Annotated in this window: 15 protein-coding genes and 2 tRNA genes; 11 read left to right on the top strand and 6 right to left on the bottom strand. The window is 70.8% G+C overall.

Features of this window, described 5'->3' with window-relative positions:
- The first annotated feature begins 145 nt into the window (after positions 1–145).
- Both miaA and HG543_RS37040 read left to right on the top strand, forming a co-directional pair.
- Positions 146–1,060 (top strand): tRNA (adenosine(37)-N6)-dimethylallyltransferase MiaA, encoded by a 915-nt coding sequence (gene miaA, locus HG543_RS37045; protein ID WP_169349641.1) that lies wholly within the window; start codon positions 146–148, stop codon positions 1,058–1,060.
- Positions 1,061–1,321: 261 nt separating this feature from the next.
- The gene (locus tag HG543_RS37040; RefSeq protein ID WP_169349640.1) at positions 1,322–1,915 is read left to right on the top strand and encodes an HdeD family acid-resistance protein; all 594 of its coding nucleotides are present in this window, start codon (positions 1,322–1,324) and stop codon (positions 1,913–1,915) included.
- Positions 1,916–1,964: 49 nt separating this feature from the next.
- Here HG543_RS37040 and HG543_RS37035 read toward each other — a convergent pair whose 3' ends face one another.
- From HG543_RS37035 to HG543_RS37025, 3 genes are all read right to left on the bottom strand, one after another.
- Complete coding sequence (locus tag HG543_RS37035; protein ID WP_169349639.1) at positions 1,965–3,701, bottom strand: response regulator; 1,737 nt, start codon at positions 3,699–3,701, stop codon at positions 1,965–1,967.
- A 52-nt stretch (positions 3,702–3,753) separates the two neighbouring features.
- Positions 3,754–4,710 (bottom strand): diguanylate cyclase, encoded by a 957-nt coding sequence (locus tag HG543_RS37030; RefSeq protein ID WP_169349638.1) that lies wholly within the window; start codon positions 4,708–4,710, stop codon positions 3,754–3,756.
- 399 nt (positions 4,711–5,109) lie between these two features.
- Positions 5,110–5,856, bottom strand: a complete 747-nt coding sequence (locus HG543_RS37025) for a tetratricopeptide repeat protein (protein ID WP_169349637.1) — start codon at positions 5,854–5,856, stop codon at positions 5,110–5,112.
- A 96-nt stretch (positions 5,857–5,952) separates the two neighbouring features.
- On the opposite strand from HG543_RS37025, the gene HG543_RS37020 reads away from it, so the two are divergent.
- The 5 genes from HG543_RS37020 (at position 5,953) to HG543_RS37000 (ending at position 8,805) form a co-directional block, all read left to right on the top strand.
- Positions 5,953–6,038, top strand: a tRNA-Leu gene (locus HG543_RS37020).
- Positions 6,039–6,140: 102 nt separating this feature from the next.
- Positions 6,141–6,830 carry a response regulator gene (locus tag HG543_RS37015; protein ID WP_169349636.1) on the top strand — a complete coding sequence of 230 codons (690 nt, stop codon included), beginning with the start codon at positions 6,141–6,143 and terminating at the stop codon, positions 6,828–6,830.
- Between the two features lie 109 nt (positions 6,831–6,939).
- Positions 6,940–8,220 carry an RsmB/NOP family class I SAM-dependent RNA methyltransferase gene (locus HG543_RS37010; protein ID WP_169349643.1) on the top strand — a complete coding sequence of 427 codons (1,281 nt, stop codon included), beginning with the start codon at positions 6,940–6,942 and terminating at the stop codon, positions 8,218–8,220.
- A 54-nt stretch (positions 8,221–8,274) separates the two neighbouring features.
- Positions 8,275–8,676, top strand: a complete 402-nt coding sequence (locus tag HG543_RS37005; protein ID WP_169349635.1) for a hypothetical protein — start codon at positions 8,275–8,277, stop codon at positions 8,674–8,676.
- Positions 8,677–8,732: 56 nt separating this feature from the next.
- Positions 8,733–8,805: transfer RNA gene (locus HG543_RS37000), tRNA-Ala, on the top strand.
- A gap of 161 nt (positions 8,806–8,966) precedes the next feature.
- On the opposite strand, the gene HG543_RS36995 is transcribed toward HG543_RS37000, so the two are convergent.
- Complete coding sequence (locus HG543_RS36995) at positions 8,967–9,893, bottom strand: class I fructose-bisphosphate aldolase (protein WP_169349634.1); 927 nt, start codon at positions 9,891–9,893, stop codon at positions 8,967–8,969.
- A gap of 292 nt (positions 9,894–10,185) precedes the next feature.
- On the opposite strand from HG543_RS36995, the gene HG543_RS36990 reads away from it, so the two are divergent.
- Both HG543_RS36990 and HG543_RS36985 read left to right on the top strand, forming a co-directional pair.
- Positions 10,186–11,946: a TolC family protein gene (locus HG543_RS36990; protein WP_169349633.1), complete on the top strand. Its 1,761-nt coding sequence runs from the start codon at positions 10,186–10,188 to the stop codon at positions 11,944–11,946.
- A gap of 56 nt (positions 11,947–12,002) precedes the next feature.
- Entirely contained in the window at positions 12,003–12,599 is a 597-nt protein-coding gene (locus HG543_RS36985; RefSeq protein WP_169349632.1) for an MlaC/ttg2D family ABC transporter substrate-binding protein, read from the top strand.
- 92 nt (positions 12,600–12,691) lie between these two features.
- On the opposite strand, the gene HG543_RS36980 is transcribed toward HG543_RS36985, so the two are convergent.
- Both HG543_RS36980 and HG543_RS36975 read right to left on the bottom strand, forming a co-directional pair.
- Positions 12,692–13,873 (bottom strand): GNAT family N-acetyltransferase, encoded by a 1,182-nt coding sequence (locus HG543_RS36980; protein ID WP_169349631.1) that lies wholly within the window; start codon positions 13,871–13,873, stop codon positions 12,692–12,694.
- An 8-nt stretch (positions 13,874–13,881) separates the two neighbouring features.
- Positions 13,882–15,441 carry an aminotransferase class I/II-fold pyridoxal phosphate-dependent enzyme gene (locus HG543_RS36975; RefSeq protein ID WP_169349630.1) on the bottom strand — a complete coding sequence of 520 codons (1,560 nt, stop codon included), beginning with the start codon at positions 15,439–15,441 and terminating at the stop codon, positions 13,882–13,884.
- Positions 15,442–15,866: 425 nt separating this feature from the next.
- On the opposite strand from HG543_RS36975, the gene HG543_RS36970 reads away from it, so the two are divergent.
- Together HG543_RS36970 and HG543_RS36965 are read left to right on the top strand one after the other, a co-directional pair.
- Positions 15,867–18,380 (top strand): MMPL family transporter, encoded by a 2,514-nt coding sequence (locus HG543_RS36970; RefSeq protein WP_169349629.1) that lies wholly within the window; start codon positions 15,867–15,869, stop codon positions 18,378–18,380.
- Positions 18,381–18,436: 56 nt separating this feature from the next.
- The gene (locus HG543_RS36965; protein WP_169349642.1) at positions 18,437–19,354 is read left to right on the top strand and encodes a phosphatase PAP2 family protein; all 918 of its coding nucleotides are present in this window, start codon (positions 18,437–18,439) and stop codon (positions 19,352–19,354) included.
- Positions 19,355–19,385 lie beyond the last annotated feature (31 nt).

Below are 19,385 nucleotides of genomic sequence, written 5' to 3'. Positions count from 1 at the left end.
CTGCTGCCCGAGGACTCGGCCGCGGGACGGGGTGGGCTGCTCGCGGCGGCGGGACGGCTGCTGTCGGAGGTGCCCACGGCGCGGCTGGTGTTCGCGCGCGATGCCTCGGCGGCGGAGGTGGTGCGCGGCGTGCTGGAGGCGGGAAATGGCTGAGGCGGGGGAAGGGAAGCCGCTGCTGACGGTGATTGCCGGGCCGACGGCGTCGGGGAAGACGGCGCTCGCCATCGAGCTGTCGCGGCGTGCGGGCGCGGAGATTGTCAGCGCGGACTCGCAGCAGGTGTATCGACACTTCGACATCGGCACCGCGAAGCCCTCGGCCGAGGAGCTGGCCTCGGTGCCTCACCACCTCGTGTCCGCGGTGGAGCCGATGGAGACGTTCTCCGCCGCCGAGTACCAGCGGCGCGCGGACGCGGCCATCGCCGACATCACGGGCAGGGGCCGCCCGGTCATCGTGGTGGGCGGCACGGGGCTGTACCTGCGCGTGCTGCTGCACGGCGTGGTGGACGCGCCCGGTGCGCTCCCGGAGCTGAGGGCGGAGCTGGAGTCCCTGGCGGCGGCCCAGGGCCGCGAGGCCGTGCACCGCCGGCTGGCGGAGGTGGACCCGGAGACGGCGGCGAAGCTGCCTCCCCAGGATCTGGTCCGCGCCGTGCGGGCGCTGGAGATCCACGCGCAGACCGGCGTGCCCGCGTCGGAGTTCCGGAAGGCACATGCCTTCTCCGCGGACCGCTACCCCTTCCGGCTCTACGTGCTGGACCCGCCGCGCGAGGAGCTCTACCCGCGCATCAACGCACGCACGGAGGCCATGTTCTCCGGCGGGCTGGTGGAGGAGACGCGCGAGCTGCTGGCCCGTGGCTACGCGGACGCGGCGCCCATGCGCAGCGTGGGCTACGTGCAGGCCCGCGCGGTGGTGGAGGGCAAGATGACCGTGGCCGAGGCCATCCACGACACCGCGCAGGAGACCCGGCGCTACGCCAAGCGTCAGCTCACGTGGTTTCGCAAGGAGCCCGGCGCCGTGTTCGTGCCGCCGCCGTACTCAGCGCTGCTCGGCGACGCCTCCTGACGTGGTGGAGTTCATTCACCCAGGACGGATGGCGGGCGTGATGAGGGCGTGACGACAGAGAAGCCGGGAGGCGACCTGCCACCCCCGCCCGTCGGGACGGGGCAGGGGAGGGACGGAGCCGGAAGGCCCGTCGTTGTCCGCGCCCGCGTGTGCGCCCATGTTCGCTGCTGGAATGGACCCGGCACTCCGGGCGCCCGCCTCGCATCAGCCGGACGCAAGGCCTCCTGGCCGCCGGAGTCCCACCTCGCGGGAGCGGACGTCATGGCCATCGACATTCAGCGCAATCGGGAACCCGTCGCGGGCGACACGCCGAGGGTCACCTCGGCGGTCTGGGGCGGTCTCTTCATCCTCGGGCTCCTGATGACGGTCCTCGGCATCGTCGCGCTGGGGACCGCGTTCCTTGCCAGCCTGGTCTCCGCCATCTTCTTCGGCGCGATGCTGGCGGTGATGGGCATCTCGGAAATCGTCGCCGGCTTCCGCGTTCGCAAGTCAGGCGGGCCGTTCTGGCTCTACCTGCTCGGCGGCATCCTCTCCACCGTGGTGGGCCTGTTCGTGCTCGTGTACCCGGCGGCGGGGCTGGCCGCGCTGACGCTCATGCTCGCCGGCTACTTCTTCGCGAGCGGCCTGTTCCACGCCATCACCTCGGTCGTGGACCGCTACCCGCGCTGGGGCTGGGACTTCGCCTACGGCGCCATCTCCATCTTCCTGGGCGTCGTCGTCATGGCGCAGTGGCCCGTGTCCGCCGTGTGGCTCGTGGGCACCCTGGTGGGCATCGGCATCCTCTTCCGGGGCCTCGCCCTCATGGCCGGCTCGCTGTCGGTGCGGCGCGCCCTGCGCGAGATCCACGCCGTCTAGCACCGGGCACCGGGGCCGCCACGAGCGCGCGGCCCCGTGCCCCGACCGCTCACGACGCGTAGCGGTCCGAGCCCACGTCGTGCACGCTCTCGCTGGAGGGAGCGGCGGCCTCCGCCACGGGCGCGTCCGGCACGCGGCCGGTGAGGATGCGCAGCAGCCGCTCCGGGTCCACGGGCTTGGGCAGGAAGGCCTCCGCCCCGGCGTCCAGGGCGCGCTGCCGCACGTGGGGTCGGTTGAGGCCGCTCATCACCACCACCCGGGTGTTGCGCGTGAGCGGGTGCTGCTTCAGCCCCTCGGCCAGGCGCAGGCCGTCCACCCAGTGCAGCACCACGTCCAGGAGAATCGCCGTCGGCGGGCGGCGCGCCACCGCGCAGAACAGGGCCAGCTCGTCCGCGAAGGCCACCACCTTCGCGCCGGTGCTCTCCAAGAGCGCCGTCAGCGCCTCGCGGGCGTCCGGGTCGTCATCCACCACGTAGTACAGGTCGGGCTCCAGCTCGGGCACCACCGTGGGCACGGGCTCCATGGTGGTGCGCAGCCACGAGCCGAACATCTCCCGAAGGCCGGCCCACCGCGCCGCCCCCAGCAGCGCCATGGGCGTGGGCGTGCTCATCCCCAGCACGCCGCCGCCGAACACGGCGCCGGACGTCCGCCGGCCCCTCGCCGCGACGAAGGCCTCCGGGGCCCGCTTGCCCGCGCGGCGCAGCCACGTCACCGCCCGGGCGCCCGCCGCCGCGTCCTCCATCAGCTCGCCCAGGCCCTCGCGCACGTACCGCCGCTCCAGCACGGCCGCTTCCATGCCGCCGTCCAGCAGCGCCACCGCCGCGCGGCTGCACGAGGCCAGCGTCTCCGACAGTCCCACCTGCAGCGGGTGGCCGAAGGCCGCGGGCCCCACCACCACCTGGCCCGGCGCCACCAGCGTGCGGCCCGGCCCGTAGGGCAGGCGCGTCGTCTCCAACGCCGCCAGCTCGAAGCCTTCCTCCACCAGCCCGTCCCGCGCCGCCATCATCAGCGCCTGGCACAGGTCCGCCGGCGTCACCGCGGGCCCGAAGGCCAGCGCATACACGGAGCCCGCGGCCGGCAGCAGGAACAGCCCGTCCACCGTGGGCAGCGGGGCAATCCACAGCCGCGCCAGCGGCGCCAGCTCCAGCCGGGGCGAGGCGTGCCGCAGCCGCGCCTGCACCGCCGCCACCGTCGGCGCCGGGCGGAAGCCCTTGAAGAACGCATCCCCCATCAGCGGCCCCGCGCCCGCCGCCAGCGCCACCGCGTGGTAGCGCTCGCCGCTGCCCTGGGCGCGCACCACCAGCGGCCCGGCCCCACGCACCGACGCGGGCGCGTCCGGCGCCGGCGCCTGCCGCTCCACCCGCTCCACGTGGCGCTCGACGAAGCGCGCGCCCTGGGCGCTCGCGGCCGTGGCCAGCACGTCCCGCACCTGCGCCAGCCCGCCTTCACCGTGCGGCCAGCCATCCACCACCCACAGGCCCCCGGCCGCCGTGGCGAGCACCTCGCGGCGGCCCTCGGCGATGACCTCCACGCCACGCAGCTCGTGGGAGCGCCACTCGGTGGGGATGCGGCAGCCGAGCGCCGCGAGGCGCGAGCGGCACTCCGGCGTCAGCACCACGGGAGGCGCCGTGCGCTCCGACGTACCGCCCGAGTACACCCGCACGTCCAGCGTCAGGCCGCGCGCCCGCCCGTTGAAGAGGAGCGAGGCCGCCAGCCCCGCGCCGGCGATGCCGCCTCCGACGATTGCCACCCTCGAACCGCTCACCAGCCTGTTGCCCTGCATCATCCGCCCTCGTGTGGCCGCCCCGCCGTTACCTGCCTCGCCGCGCTCTTTGCCCTCAGTGCCGCTGTACCGGCGGGGAGTCCGCCGGGCGGCCGAACACCACCACCCTGTCACGGCCTTCCCGCTTGGCCTCGTAGAGGGCCGCGTCCGCCGCCTTGAGCAGCGCGTCCGTGTCCTCCTTCGGCCCTTCCAACGTATGGTCCGCGATGCCCACGCTCACGCTCAGTCCGAAGGGGGCAGGGCGGCCGTCGCTCTTCTGCACCCCCACCGTGCGCAGCCCGGCGCGGATGCGCTCGGCGAACACGGCCGCCTCCAGCGCCGTCTGGTGCGGCAGGATGGCCACGAACTCGTCGCCGCCGAAGCGGGCCGCGAAGTCGGACTCGCGCAGGTTGCCCTTGAGCTGCGAGGCGAGCGCGAGGATGGCCCGGTTGCCCACGTCGTGGCCCAGCCCGTCGTTGATGGCCTTGAGGTGGTCCAGGTCGATGACCACCACGCTCAGCGGGTACTGGTAGCGCTGGGCCCGGCGGAACTCCTCCTCCAGCCGCACCGTGAGCGCGCGGAAGTTGGCCAGCCCCGTGAGCGCGTCCGTCTGCGCCAGAATCTGGAGCCGGCGCTGCTGCTCGCTCTGGCGCAGCGCCCGGTCGATGCGGGCCAGCAATTCGCGCGCGCTCGCCGGCTTGTGGATGAAGTCCACCGCGCCCATCTCCAGACAGCGCTCCAGCGTGGCCTCGTCGGCGTCGCCGGTGAGGAAGATGACGGGCACGGCCTCCGTGCGCGCGTCCCGCTGGAGCGACTCCAGCACCATGAGGCCGTCCCCGCTGGGAAGGAACCTGTCCAGGAGGATCAGGTCCGGCCGGTGCTCGCGCGCCAGCTCCACCCCCGCGTCCGCGTCCGACGCGGCGAGCACGTCGAAGCGGGAGGCGAGCAGGTCCATGAGACTCTCACGGACGCCGACATCGTCCTCGATGACGAGGAGCAGAGACCGCCCCGAGGTCCGGCCACGCCGTTCCATGGACCACTCCGGTTCGCTCGCCTGCTGCGAAATGGCAGGCCGAAAGTCTCGGGTGCCACGCCCTTCCGAGTGCTCCCATCGCCCTTGCGCCCCACGCGCATCCGCCGCCACCCGGTCCTGCAAGCACTCGCCGACTCCCGCAACCTTCACCCGAGACCTCCGGCTGCCAAGCCCGTCCGCCTCCGCGCGGCGGCTCCACGCTCCGCCTGACGCGCGCACGGCCTTGGAGCAAGCCGCATGCCCCGCATGCGACCTGGCCAGCCGGAGTGATTTCGGGCGGTTGCGTGCCCTCTCCGTCCCCCTGTTTTAACGGGTCGGAAGTCGTTCCAGCGTGGGAATGGGAAGCCCGGTAGGAATTGCCGTGCGCGGGCGGACGCTCACACGCCTCGCGCCGGCCAATCAGCGTCGGGTAATGAACTGCATGCGGCGGCCGCCACCGCCCATGGGCGGCATCATCGGCGGGGCCTCGAGGCCGAACTGCCACCACATGGGCTCGTACGGCTTCATCTTCAGCCGCTTGTCGTTCTGAAGCTGGGCGAGGCTCGCCTTGAGCTTCTCGTCCTTGGGGTTCTCCTCCACGCCGCGTGCGAGCACTCGCAGTGCGTCGTCCTTCTCCTTGTTCTGGAGGAGACACCAGGCGTACACGGCCCAGACGATGGACTCCTTCTTGCCGCTCTTCACCGCGGCCTCGAAGGCGGCCTTCATGGCCGGGAAGTCCTTGCGCTGGTAGTACAAGGCCCCCTGCATGGCCTTGGCCATGTAGTTGCGCGAGCTGGCCTTCTCGAAGTGGCTCTTGGCGCCGTCCAGATCCTTCACCATGTACTTCAGCATGCCGATCTGGGCGTGGATCTCCGGGCCGACCAGGAACTGCCACTTGTCGTAGACCAGCCCCTGCTCCAGCGTCTTCACCGCCCGGTCCACCTTCGACTGGGCGTCCTTCTGGCTGGTCGGCTGGGACTGAAGGTCCTGTTGGACGACGGTCATCAGGGCCTGGATGCGGCCGGCGACCCGGCGGGCAAGCAGGACGAAGGTGCCGACGAGGGCGATGATCCCGGGGATGAGGCCCGCCCACAGGGAGAAGCCGGCCAGCTTCACCAGCAGCGCGACCACAATCCCCACGGCCAGGGAAATGAGAAGGTTGTACATGGCGGGCCCCTCTTAGCGATGTGCGTGGGACACCGCAATCTTCGGATGCACGCGGGCGCGGGGCGCGGTATACGTCTGGCCGTTACCGCCACGAGCGGCCCTCTGTCGAAATTGGTAGACGAGGCGGACTCAAAATCCGCTGCGGCTGACCCCGCGTCCCGGTTCGAGTCCGGGGAGGGCCATAAATCCGAAGGCAGGGACGCGCGCGGGGTGACCGCGCCGCCCGTGCCCGAGTCCTGGGGGGCAAGACAGAGAGCGGTCAGGGCCATCGGAGGCTCCCAGTCATGAAGGTGCTGCTGGTCGAGGACGACGCGAGCCTCCGAGAAGGCATGGGCGAAATCATCGCCGAGCTGGCCGAGGTGCGCGCGGTCGGCACCGAGGACGAGGCGCTGGCGGCCCTGAAGGAGGACCGGTTCGACCTGGTCATCACCGACCTGCGCATCGCCGGCCGGGAGCAGGGCGGGCGTGCCGTGCTGGAGGCCGCCCGGCGCCGGCAGCAGCCGGTGGCCATCGTCAGCGCCGCCGCCCCCGATGACGTCTCCCGCACCTTGCGTCCCCACCTGCCGGACGCGGTGCTGGTGAAGCCCTTCCAGTTGGACGACATGCTCACCCTGGTGGAGCGCTTCCTCGGCGTGCGTCGGGAGCTGGAGCGCGTCGCCCAGGAGCGGCGCCTCCCGGCGGACGGGGCCTGGACGGAGACGTCCCCCGGGATGCGGAGCGCCGCCGGCGGCGCGGTGGATCCGTCGCTGGGCGGGGAGGGGAGCGCCTCCTGGGTGCGGCTGTCACCGGGCGGCGGGCTTCCGTGGCGGCCGGGCGGCCCGGGCCGCGAGGCGGTGCTGCTGGTGGAAGGGGATCTGGAGGTGGACGGCGAGCGACACACCGCCCCCCGGTACCTCTTCATGGGGGCCGGTCAGGCGCCCGAGGCCCGCACCCGCGAGGGGTGCCTGGCCATCACCCTGGTGCTGAAAGGGTAGAGGACTTCCTTCCGTGGACTCCGTGTGGCCTTCGACACCGCTGGACGCGGCCCGGCTCGGCCGTCCCTCCCGTCGAGGCGCGACGGCGGCCCTCCAGGCGCACATCGCGGTGCTGCGCGGTGAGCCGCTGAAGGCCGCGCTCGCCGAGGCCCTGCGCGAGGCGGACGGCCTCGGCGGGCAGGAGCGGCGCTTCACCGCCTTCGCCGTGCGCGAGCTGTCGCGGCACCAGCGGCTGCTCGACCTGGCGGCGCGCCTGCTGGGGCACACCATGGGGAAGGTGGGGCTGACGGAGGACCAGGCCCTGGTGCGCTACGCCCTCTGGCGGCGCATCTTCTGTGGTGAGGGCTGGACGCGCATCGGTCCCGAGGTGCGCCTGCCCGGGCCCGTGCGGCCCCGCACCATCAAGGACCAGCTCCTTCAAGAGGTGGTGGAGACGCCGCTGCCAGAGGCGCCCCTGCCGGACTCGCCGGCCGAGCGGCTGGCGGTGCGCTACTCGTTCCCCACCTGGTTCGTGCAGCGGCTGGCCGAGGTGTACCCGGAGGACGAGCTGGCCGGACTGCTGGCGTCCCTCGACGAAGAGCCCGCGCTGCACTTCCGCGTGCGGCCTCCCGGCACGCGCGACGCGGTGTTGGCCGCGCTGGCGGAGGAGGGCGTCGCCGCGGAGCCCGTGGCGGCGGCTCCGGACGCGGTGCGCGTGGTGGACGCCAGCCACCGCATCTTCGAGACGAAGGTGATGAAGTCCGGGCGGCTCCAGGTGCAGGACGTGGGCAGCCAGCTCATCTCCGAGGTGTGCCGGCCGGCAGGGGGCTCGCTCGAGGGGCTCACCGTCGCGGACGTGTGCGCGGGGGCGGGCGGCAAGACGCTGGCGCTCGCGGACTTCGTGGGCCCCCGGGGCCGGGTGCTGGCGGGGGACAGGTCGCGGCGGCGGCTGGCCGAGGCGCGCGAGCGGGTGCGCCACTTCTCCTTGAAGCAGGTCGCCTTCCCGCACCCGCTGCCCCTGTCCGACGCGGACGTGCTCCTCATCGATGCTCCGTGCAGCGGCACCGGCTCACTGGCGCGCGAGCCGGACCAGAAGTGGAAGCTCACCGCCAAGGAGATAGCCAAGTACCAGGCCACGCAGAGCGAGCTGCTGGATGAAGTCGCACGGCAAGCGAAGCCGGGCACACTCATCGTCTACGCCACCTGCTCGGTGATGCCGGAGGAGGACGAGGCGGTGGTGGAGGCCTTCCTGGCGAAGCACCCGGACTTCACGCTGGAGCCGGTGGGAGACGTGCTGGGAGCGGAACGCGCCGCGCTGGCCGCGTCCGGTCCTTATTTGAAGGCCCTGCCGCCCCGCGTCCCCGGAGGCGGCTTCTTCGCGGCGCGGCTGCGGAAGACGGCGCAGGGTTGACAGTCGCCGAGGCCGCACGCTACGCAACCGTTGGAATTCTCAAGGGGTACCGACTTGGCGGCCGACCCGAAGCAGTCCGACGTGGTGAAGCAGATCAACCAGGCCTTCCAGGAGGCTCAGGCCCGCCTGGCCCAGCTGCGCGAGGCGGTGGAGCGCAACACCGACCTGGCCCGGGCGAACGCCAGGGCCACCGTCCTGAAGGACCAGAAGGACAAGGCGCTCAAGGAGCTGGGCGAAGTCGTCTGGCGCCAGGTGCAGAAGGGCAAGCTGGAGCTGCCCGCCGGTTTCGCCTCCGTCCTCAAGGCCGTGGAAGCCGCCGAGCAGGCGGCCGAGGCCCACGCGCGTGAGCTCACGGACATCCTCCGGGAAGGGGAAGAGGTGGCGGAGCGGTTGAAGGTTGGAAAAAACGCCACGAAGCCACAAACAGTTCTGGCCAACGGCGGAAGGAAGCGGTAGAAGGCACCCACTTTCGACGTCGGGGCCGCTCCCCAAAGCGGCCAGCAGGAAAAGACGGGGCTATAGCTCAGCTGGGAGAGCGCTTGAATGGCATTCAAGAGGTCACCGGTTCGATCCCGGTTAGCTCCACTCTGAAATGACGAGGCCCGCTGGGGAAACCCAGCGGGCCTTTTCGTTTTCAGCACGTGTCGAGGGCGGCTCCGCGCTCCGGGCGCTCCCGCGTTGCTCCACGAAAAAGGCCCGCCAGGAGTCTTCCTGACGGGCCTCGGACTGTCCGCGGCGTGGGGCGACTAGCCCCTGGCGCCGGCGAAGATGTTCATCACGTCCTTGAGCAGCTTCACGGACTCATCGTGCGGACGCTGGAAGGCGTTGCGGCCCATGATGGAGCCGAAGCCGCCGCCCGCGTTGATCTGCCGGATCTCCTCCAGCAGCGCCGGGGTGTCCTTGGCCTCGCCACCGGAGAAGATGACGATGCGCTTGCCGTTGAACGCGGAGCGCACCACCTCGCGCACGCGGTCGGCCATCGTCTTGGTGGGGATGTTGGCCTTCTCGAAGGCCTTCTTGGCCTCGGGCTGCTCGATGTGGTCCTGCGGCGGCTTCACCTTGATGATGTGCGCGCCGAGCTGGGCGCTGATCTGCGCCGCGTACGCCACCACGTCGATGCCCGTCTCACCCTCCTTGGACATGTTGCCGCGGGGGTAGGCCCAGACGACGGTGGGCAGGCCGTACTCCTTGGCCTCCTTGATGATTTCGCGCAGCGCCTCGTACTGCTCGTTGCGCGCGGAGGAGCCCGGGTAGATGGTGTAGCCCACCGCCACGCAGCCCAGCCGCACGGCGTCCTTCACGGAGGCCGTCACCGCGGACATGGGCGCGGCGACCTTGGCCAGCGAGTCGGAGTTGTTGAGCTTGAGGAGCAGCGGAATCTCGCCCGCGAACTTGCCGGCGACGGCCTCCAGGAAGCCCAGCGGCGCCGCGTAGGCGTTGCAGCCGGAGTCGATGGCGAGCTGCGCGTGGTAGTCCGGGTCATAACCGGCGACATTCGGACCGAACGAGCGCGCGGGACCGTGCTCGAAGCCCTGGTCCACCGGGAGGATGACGAACTTGCCGGTGCCGGCCAGCGTGCCGGTGTTCATCAGGCGCGCGAGGTTGGTCAGCGTGCCCGGGTTGTCGGACGTGTACCAGGACAGGATCTGCTTGACGCGATCGGTATAGGCCATGTGTGGGGGTCCTCGGTATGCGGGCCCTGACGGCCCGGCTCGGGAACAGGCGCAATCTGCTGCATACGGCACGGCGGACCAACTCCTTTTCTCGCCGGAGTGTCAGCGACGCTACGCGAGCGGATGGGGGACGCATCCGGCAGGACGGCCTCCGCGCCGCCAGGGCAGGGCTCTCCACGCGCCAGGGACGATGGAAATGGAACGAACAAGGCCGATGACGCCGTCTCACGGAACAGAGATGCTGCGCCGCCGCGGGTGACTCGGATATGGGGGCCCGCACGAGGCGGGAGTAATGCGCAGACACCTGGATCGAGGCGTGACAGTAGCGCTGGTGCTGGCGGCCGGACTCTCGGCGGCACAGCTCACCCCGGGGACGGCGGGGCAGGGTAGCAGCCCGTCGCCCGGCACCGGATCGGGGACCTCCACCTCCGGCACGGGGACTTCGGGAACGACGACGCCCGGCACGGGGACTTCGGGAACGACGACGCCCGGAACGGCCACTCCGGCCACGCCCTCTCCAGGAACCGGAACCGCCGGCGGCAACATGACCACGCCCAGCACCGGCACGGACTCTCCGGGGAGCCTGCCTCCGGGCCCACCCGCCATTGCTCCGGCCACGCCGGAATCGGCGGCCTCCGACCCCGTCGGCCAGCCCGTGTCGCCCGCGCCCGCGCGCGAGCCCGCCCAGGAGTCGCAGCGGGCCGGGGAGTCGGTGGCCGAGGCCCCCAGCGGGGAGGCGGCCCGGGCCACCCGGGCGCCGCTCACACTGGCACAGCTGGTCGAGCGGGCCCGTTCCACGGACTCGCGGGTGGAGGAGGCCACCGCGGAGCTGCGGAAGTTCCATGCGCTCTACCAGCAGGCGAAGTGGGCTTGGTTCCCGAGGTTCGAGATCAACGTGGGCGTGGGCGGCCCCGTGGCCGAGGCGCGCTACGACGCCAACGGACAGCTCACCGAGGCGTCCCGCGAGGGCGACCTCAACTTCGGCCGCGTGGGCGTGACGGTCTACTCCACGGGCAACGCCGTGCTGCCGATCTACACCTTCGGCAAGCTGACCGCGCTGGAGCAGGCGGGCGCGCAGGGGCCCAAGCTCGGCGAGGCGTTGCGCGAGCGCGCCCGGGACGAGGCGGGCTTCCAGGCCGCGCAGGCGTATTACGGCTACCAGCTGGCGCGCTCCGGCTTGCAGCAGCTGGAGGACGTGTCGAAGCGGCTGGAGGACGCCGCCGAGCGCATCGACGCGCTATTGAAGGAGGAGTCGGAGCAGGTGTCCCAGGTGGACACGTACAAGGTCCGTTTCTTCCGGCAGCTGGTGGAGGCTCGCAGGGCCGAGGCGCGGCAGGGCCTCGCGCTCGCGCTGGCCGCCATCCGCCTGCTGGCCAACGCGGGCCCGGACGAGCCGGTGTCCGTCGTGGACGAGGACCTGGCGCTGGAGGAGGACGTGGAGCCGCCCACGCTGGAGCGCGCCCTGGGGCTCGCCGAGCAGCACCGGCCGGAGTTCGTCGCCATCTCCGCGGGCATCGCCGCCCGCGAGGCGGAGGTCTTCATCCGCGAGCGCAGCTACTACCCGGACCTGGGGCTCGCCGGCTTCTACGACGTGCGCTTCACCAGCAGCGCCCAACGGCAGACGAACCCCTTCGCGTACGACCCCTTCAACGAGCGCACCTTCGGAGTGGGCCTGGTGGTGCGCGCCACCTTCGACATCCCCATCAAGGACGCGCAGCTCGAGCAGGCGCGCGCGGAGCTGGACAAGCTGCGCGCCCAGGAGAAGCAGATCCGCGCCGGCCTCCGCCTGGAGGTGACGAAGGTGCACAGCGAGCTGGTGGCGGCCTGGGCGCGCGCGAAGGCCTTCACGGAGGCGGAGAAGAGCGCCCGCCGCTGGGTGACGGCCGCCTTCGCCGCCTTTGATCTGGGCACGGGTGAGACGCGGGACCTGGTGGATGCATTCACCGCCTATGCCCAGGCCTCCGGCGACCGCGGCAAGAGCTGGCACGACGTCCGGCTGGGAATGTCCGCCCTGGAGCGCGTCACCGGGACGCCGCCGGCCCCGGGTGAATAACGAGCGCCCGGCCTCTGTCGTTTCTATCGTTCGCCAACTACGGAGCCGAAAACACAATGATCGCATCCCTGCTCGCAGCCGCCCTGCTTGCCGCCGCGCCCGCCGGCCCGCTCTCGGTCGTCAAGTCCGGGAATGCGGACGTGCAGAAGGCCGCCAACGCCCCCGGCGCCACCGCCGCGTCGCTCGCCAGCGTCGTCGAGAAGTTCGTCGACTTCGAGGAGCTGGCGAAGCGTGCGCTGGGTGACAAAGCGTGGGCCAGCCTCACGCCCGCCCAGCAGAAGGACTTCACGACCACCATGACGGGCCTGCTGCGCGCCTCCTACGCCCAGAAGGCCATTGGCCAGGCCCAGGCGCAGGTGAAGTACGGCAAGGAGACCGTCCAGGGGAACGAGGCCACCGTCAACACCACCCTCACGGTGAAGAAGGACCAGGTCCCGGTCGACTACAAGCTCTACAAGGCGACGAAGGGCGACTGGCGCATCTACGACGTCATCACCGACGAGGTGTCCCTCGTGGACACGTACAGGGGCCAGTTCCGCAAGCTCCTCAACGACAAGGGCTTCGACGGGCTGCTCTCCACCCTGAAGAGCAAGCGGGCGCAGCTGGAGAAGGAGAACGCCGCGCAGTCCGCCAAGGCCGGCGCGGGCAACTAGCCGCGCGGCGCCAGGCCGGAAACGTCAAAGGCCGGGAGTCCCTCGCGGGTGAGGGGCCCCGGCCTTCGTGTTTCCGCGCTCTGACGTGAGGACTACAGCGGGCGCTGGTAGATGCGGTACGTCTTGGAGCGCTGGGCGCCCATGGACTCGATGGCGCGGTTGACGAGGTGGTTGTCCTCCAGCGTCCAGGAGATCTCCCCGCCCACGTAGCCCAGCTGCTTCGCGGTGCGCAGGGTGTCCAGGTAGAGGATGGCGTCCAGGCCGCGGCGCCGGTAGCCCTCCTTGATGCCGAGGATGATGAGGCGCAGCCGGTCGATGCGCCGCGAGGCCAGCGCCAGCTTCACGAGGCCAATGGGCAGACCGAAGTGGGTGAGGCGTCCGTCGGCCGCGCGGATGGCCTGGTTCGCGTCGGGGACGGTGAGCGAGAAGGCCACCGGCTCGCCCTTCACCTCGGCCATCAGCGCCAGCTCCGGCCGGACGACCGTCTTGAGGTCCTTGGCGAGGTGGTCGAACTCCGCCTCGGTGAAGGGCACGAAGCCCCAGTTCTTCTCCCAGGCGGAGTTGTAGATGTCCTTGATGCGGCGCACCTCCGCGTCCAGGTCCTTCATATTGACCGGGCGCACGGTGATGCCCTCGCGCACGCGCATCTTCTCCGCGATGCGCACCACCTTCTCCGGCGGCGACGCGGACGAGGACAGCTCGAAGGCGTAGAGGTCCTTCGCCTTGGCGAGGCCGCACGCCTCCATCAGCCCCATGTAGTAGGGCGGGTTGTGCGGCATCATGATGGCCGGCGGGGTGCCGAAGCCGTCGATGAGCAGGCCCCAGTCCTGGTTGGACGAGAAATTGGCCGGCCCGAGCATGGAGTCCATGCCCCGCTCGCGCAGCCACGACGCCGCCATCTCCAGCAGCGCCCGGGCGATGCCCGCGTCATTCACGCACTCGAAGAGGCCGAAGAAGCCCTCCTTCGTGCCGTGCTCCTCCATGTGACGCGGGTTGCGGATGGCGGCGATGCGGCCCACCACCTCACCGCCGCGCCGGGCCAGGAACAGCTCCACCTCGCCGTACTCGAAGAAGGGGTTCTTCTTCGGGTCCAGGAAGTCCCGGCGCTCCATCTCCAGCGGCTTCACCCAGTTCGGGTCGTCCTTGTAGATGCCGTACGGGAAGCGGATGAACTGCATCTTCTCCGCCGAGCCGCGCACGGGCGTCACCTGCACGTCCGAGGGGAGGGGAGGCAGTGAAGGAGCGGGCACGGATGGCTCGGCGGGGAGGGCCATTGGGGCTTTCAGTTCCTGTCTTCCGTCTGAGCACCGTTGGCGCCGTTGGAACCGTTGCGCATGAAGAAGTGGGCGCCCTTCTCCAGGAGCAGGCCCGGCAGCTCGCCGCGCTTCTCCCACAGCTTCATGGGCGCGTTGCCCAGCTTGCGCAGGTCATCCGGCTGCAGGTTGGCGGCGCGCCACGTCAGCTGCTCCACCGCGTCGAAGAGCTTGCCGGCCACCTCGCGCGAGGACATGCGCGACAGCTGCTCCAGGGTGATGCCGCCCTTGTCCGCCAGCAGGCCCGCGGAGCCCGCCGCCCACTTGTCGCTCGCCTTGTTGGAGAGGATGCGCGTGCCGGGCCGGGCGATCTTCACCGGCTCGTACGTGGTGGGGCGCGTCTCCGGAATCACGTTCAGCTTGCGGCCGATGGTCTCGAAGATGTCCAGCACGCGGTCCAGCTGCGCGTCCGTGTGCGTGGCCATGTACGAGGTGCGGATGAGCGCGTGGCCCGCCTCGACGGCCGGCGGAATCACGGGGTTGGCGAAGACGCCGGCCTCGTGCAGCGCGCGCCAGAAGCGGAAGCACTTCACCTGGTCGCCGATGTGCACCGGCACCACCGGCGTCACCGACACGCCCGTGTCGAAGCCCATGGCGCGGAAGCCGTTGTGCATCTTCTCCGCGATGTCCAGCAGGCGCTCGCGGCGCTGCGGCTCGGCCTCGATGATCTCCAGCGCCTTGAGCGCCGCGGCGATGGAGGCCGGCGTCATGGACGCGGAGAAGATGACCGAGCGCGCCTTGTGGCGGATGTAGTTGATGACCTCGAAGGGGCCCGCCAGCACGCCGCCCAGCGACGCGAAGCTCTTGGAGAACGTCCCCATGACGAGGTCCGTCTCCTTCTCCAGGCCGAAGTACTCGGAGGTGCCGCGGCCCTTCTCGCCGAGCACGCCCATGGAGTGGGCGTCATCCGTCATCACCCGCGCGTTGTACTGCCTGGCCAGCTCCACGATGCGGGGCAGGTTGCAGACGTCGCCCTCCATGGAGAACACGCCGTCGGTGACGATGATCTTGCCCGCGTTGGGCTCCGCCTGGGCGAGCAGCTGCTCCAGGTGGTCCATGTCGTTGTGACGGAACTTGCGCTCGGTGGCGAAGGACAGGCGGATGCCGTCCACCAGCGACGCGTGGTTCTGCCGGTCGCTGAAGACGATGTCGTGACGGCCGAGGATGGACGCCAGCGCCAGGTTCGTCTGGAAGCCGGTGGAGATGACGATGGCGGCCTCGCGGTTGAGGAACTTCGCCAGCCGCGCCTCCAGCTCCTCGTGCAGCGCCAGCGTGCCGTTGAGCAGGCGCGAGCCGGAGCACGTGGTGCCGAACTTCTCCACCGCCTTGACGGCGGCTTCCTTCACGCGCGGATCCGCGGAGAGGCCCAGGTAGTTGTTGGACCCCACCATGATGACCCGCCGGCCCTCGATCTCCACCTCGGTGGCGCCGTGCGACGCTTCGATGGCGCGGAAGTACGGGTAGAGCCCCGTGGCCTTCGCGATGCGGTAGTCCTTCCAGTTATGGCACTTCTCGAAGACGTCGCTCATGGGGGATTGGTCTTTCTCGAGGCTGCGTCAGGAGGGCGGATCCTCTGGGGGAACTGCGGATCTCCAGCGGCCAACGCCCATGCAGGGGGCGTTCCGAGCTGGGAAACCTGCGTCCGGCGACCTCCCTCGGGGGACGCGGGGCCGTGAATAAAGAGGGTTAGCGGCAGTGTCAAGGCGCGGACTGTTGCTTGCAGCCCCGGCAAGGGCAGCTGTAGCCCCCTCTGCTTGACAGGACCGCGACTTTGGTGGCACGCCGCCGCCACGCAGCGTCTTCCAGTGGATAGTGCAAGGCATCGTGTGCAGCCGGTTGCACACCCACCGGAGGGCCTGAGAGGGCTGGAAGACTTCTTCCTCGCCGGATGTTTGCGGGGGCCATTGGCTGGCCGGGAACTTGCTTGTTCCGGCCCTTCATCGAGGAGTGGACGGTGGCGAGGTCTCTGCGACAGCGAGGGTTCGAGAGGTTCATCCACCTGGCCGTGTCCCGGCCCTGGCAGGTGCTGCTCGCCTTCGTCCTCCTGGCGGCCGGAGGTATGGCGCTGGCGTCGCGGTTGGAGTTCCGGGGCTCGTTCGTGGAGCTGCTGCCCCAGGGCGCCCGGGAAGTGCAGGATCTGACACGTGTGTCAGAGAAGGCGGGGGGTGATGGGTACCTCGTCATCCTGGCGAAGGGGGACACCCCGGAGCGGCTCGAGGCCTACGCGGCGGAGCTGCAGAAGCGCCTGGAGGCGCTGCCGGAGGTCCGCTACGTCGAGCACCGCTATGACGTGGACTTCTTCCGGCGCCACGGGCTGCTGCTCTTGCCGGCGGAGAAGCTGGCGGAGCTGCGCAAGGATCTGGAGGCGCGCGTCCGCTACGAGCGCCAGCAGGCCAACCCCTTCTACATCGACCTGGGGGCCACGCCGCCGCCGCCGGACTTCGAGGAGATCTCGAAGAAGCACGCGCCCAACGCGCCCATGAAGGAGTACCTGGCGAACGCGGACGGCTCCGAGGTCTACCTGATGATCAAGCCGTCGGGGACGGCGGGGGACCTGGACTTCGCGCGGCGCTTCGTGGAGCTGGCCATGGGGACGGGCCGGACGCTGGCCGCGGAGCGCTATCCGTCCGTGAAGCTGGAGGCCACGGGCAACTTCCAGAACCGCATCGAGGAGGACGCGGTGATGCGCGGCGACCTGGCGCGCGCCGGCATGCTGTCCGCCCTCATCGCGGTGGGGCTCATCCTGCTGGCCACCCGGCGCCTCGCGGCGCTGGCGGTGGTGGGCATGCCCGTCATGGTGGGCGTGGTGCTGACGTTCGCCGTCGCGCAGCTCGCCATCGGCCACCTGAACGTGGTGACGGGCTTCCTCGTCGCCATCCTCATCGGCCTGGGCATCGAGTACGGCGTGCACCTGTGCATGCGCTACTGGGAGGAGCGCCAGAAGCTGTCCGCCCGGGACGCCATCGCCGCGGCGGTGCGGGGCACCTTCAGCGGGGCGCTCACCTCGGCGGTGACGAACGCGGCGGCCTTCTTCGTGCTGCTGCTGGCGCAGTTCCAGGCGTTCAACCAGTTCGGTTTCCTCGCCGGCATGGGCGTGCTGCTGGCGGTGCTGGCCGCGTACGCGCTGGGCCCCTCGCTGCTGGCCATCGCCGAGCGGCTGCGCCCCGCGCGCCGTGACGCGGCGCCCGCTCCGGCCGGGGCGGCCCAGGCGCCGGCCGCGGAGCCGAAGCCCGAGCGCGAGTGGAAGCGCTGGCCCACGCCGATCATCGTCACCATCGCCCTGTCGGTGGTGGCCTTCGCGGTGTTCTCGGTCGTCATCTCGCCCCGGCTGGGGTTCGAGACGGACATGCGCAAGCTGAAGGGTGACTCGCCGGCCTCGCGCCTGGACGACCACGTCACCGAGCAGCTCGGCCAGCCGCTCAACCCGGCCATCTTCCTGGTGGAGGACGTGAAGGAGGCGGCGCAGGTGGAGGACGTCATCGCGGAGGTGAAGCGCCGCAACGGCGCGGACTCCGTGTTCCTGCGCACCGCGTCCCTCAATGACCTAGTCCCCTCGGACCTGAAGCGGCGCGAGGCGGAGATTTCGGGCATCCGCGAGCTGTTCAGCGGCCTGCCCCCGTCGGCGGAGGAGGACCCGCGGCTCCAGGACTTCCAGCGGATGCTGGAGGCGAAGCCCTACGGGCTGGACTCGCTGCCCGCGGAGGTTCGCCGGCGCTTCGAGGCCACGGACGGCAAGGGCACCTTCCTGCTGCTGTTCCCCTCGGTGTCCAACTACGACACGGAGGATTTGCGGCGCTGGGCGGCGCAGATCGACCAGGTGGTGGAGGGCGTGAAGGCGCGCGGCATCGACATGGCCGTGCTGGACAGCAACCGCATCGCCGCGCGCATCTTCGCGCTGGTGCGAGGAGACGGGCCGCTCATCCTCTGGTCCGCGGCCGGGGTGGTGTTCTTCGTCATCCTGCTGAGCCTGCGCAGCTTCAAGCGCGCGCTGCTCGTCACCGGGCCGCTGTTCCTCGGCATGACGTGCCTGGCGGGCGGCATGTACCTCTTCGACGTGCAGCTCAACTTCATCAACGCGGTGGTGCTGCCCAACCTGCTCGCCATCGCTGTCGACAACTCCGTGCACCTGTTCCACCGCTACGAGGAGGAGGGGCCCGGCTCGCTCGGCAAGGTGGTGCGGCACACGGGGCTGGCGGCGGTGGTGGCGACCTTGTCGAACGCGGCCGGCTATGGCGCGCTGCTCGTGGCCAACCACCAGGGCCTGCGCAGCATCGGTCAGATTGCGCTGCTCGGGGTCGTGTGCACCTTTCTGGGGACCACGGTCTTCTTCCCCGCGATGCTTGCCCTGCTGGAGCGGTGGGGCGGGCGGAAGGCCGCCCCGGTAGGGGAGGGTGCTGTCGTTCGGAGCCTGGAGCTCGGCGTGAGTGGTGCGAGCGACGAGGCTTCGGGGGAGCGGAAGTCAGCGTGAGTACCTGGCCCTTCCAGAAGACGCGTGGAATCGTGGTCACCCGGCGCGAGCGGGAGGTGCGCGTGCACCTCAACGCGACGGACCTCATTGTCGTGGTTGCCTGCTCACTGGCCGCGCTGGTGCTCGTGGGCCCGGGCCGTTGGGCGCCCGGGGCCCTGCCCAACGCCGGCCTGTTCGCCTTGATGGCGGCGGGCCCGCTGGTGCTGCGCACGCTGGAGGCCACGTACCCGTCGCGCGCGTGGCTCACCGTGCTGGCGGACTGGTGGTTGCTGCCGGTAGCGGTGCTGTCGCACGGGTGGCTGTCGCCGGTGGTGGACACGCTCAACCCCATCCTGAAGGACGCGCAGCTCGTCGCCGCGGACCAGCAGCTGTTCGGGTTCCAGGCCGCGGTGGAGCTGGGACGCATCGTGCCGCCCTGGCTCAACGACGTGCTGCTGGTCTGCTACTACGGCCACTTCGTCTGGCCGCTGGTGCTGGGCGTGGCGCTCTACCTGCGCGCGGCCGGGCCCACGTCCGAGTTCAACGAGTACCTCACCGGGCTGGGGCTGCTGTTCTTCCTCAACTACGCGGCCTACTCGCTGGTGCCCGCGGTGGGGCCTCGCTACTTCCTCATCGACGCCTTCGACGGGCCGCTGCGGGGCGTGGCGCTGACGCCAGTGCTGGACTCGCTGATGCGCGCGCCGAAGTACGCGCGGGACTGCTTTCCGTCGGGGCATACCGGCACCACGCTGCTGGTCCTCTTCTACGCGTGGCGGTTCTCCCGGCGCACCTTCTGGGTGATGCTGGCGCCGGGCATCGGCCTCATCGTCGCCACGCTGGCCGGGCGTTTCCACTACGCCACGGACCTGGTGTGCGCGGTGCCGATGGTGATGGTGGTGGCGGGGCTGGCCCTGGGGCTGTCCCGAGCCGTCCGCCAGCGTGAAGTGGAGAGGGCCGCGCGCTCCGTGCCGGTGGACGCTATCCTGCGTCCCTGAGCCGGCCGGCCCCCGCCGTTTCTCCCACCCC

Source organism: Pyxidicoccus fallax, from assembly GCF_012933655.1.
Taxonomy (GTDB): Bacteria; Myxococcota; Myxococcia; order Myxococcales; family Myxococcaceae; genus Myxococcus; species Myxococcus fallax.
This window is presented reverse-complemented; position numbering and strand designations above follow the sequence as displayed.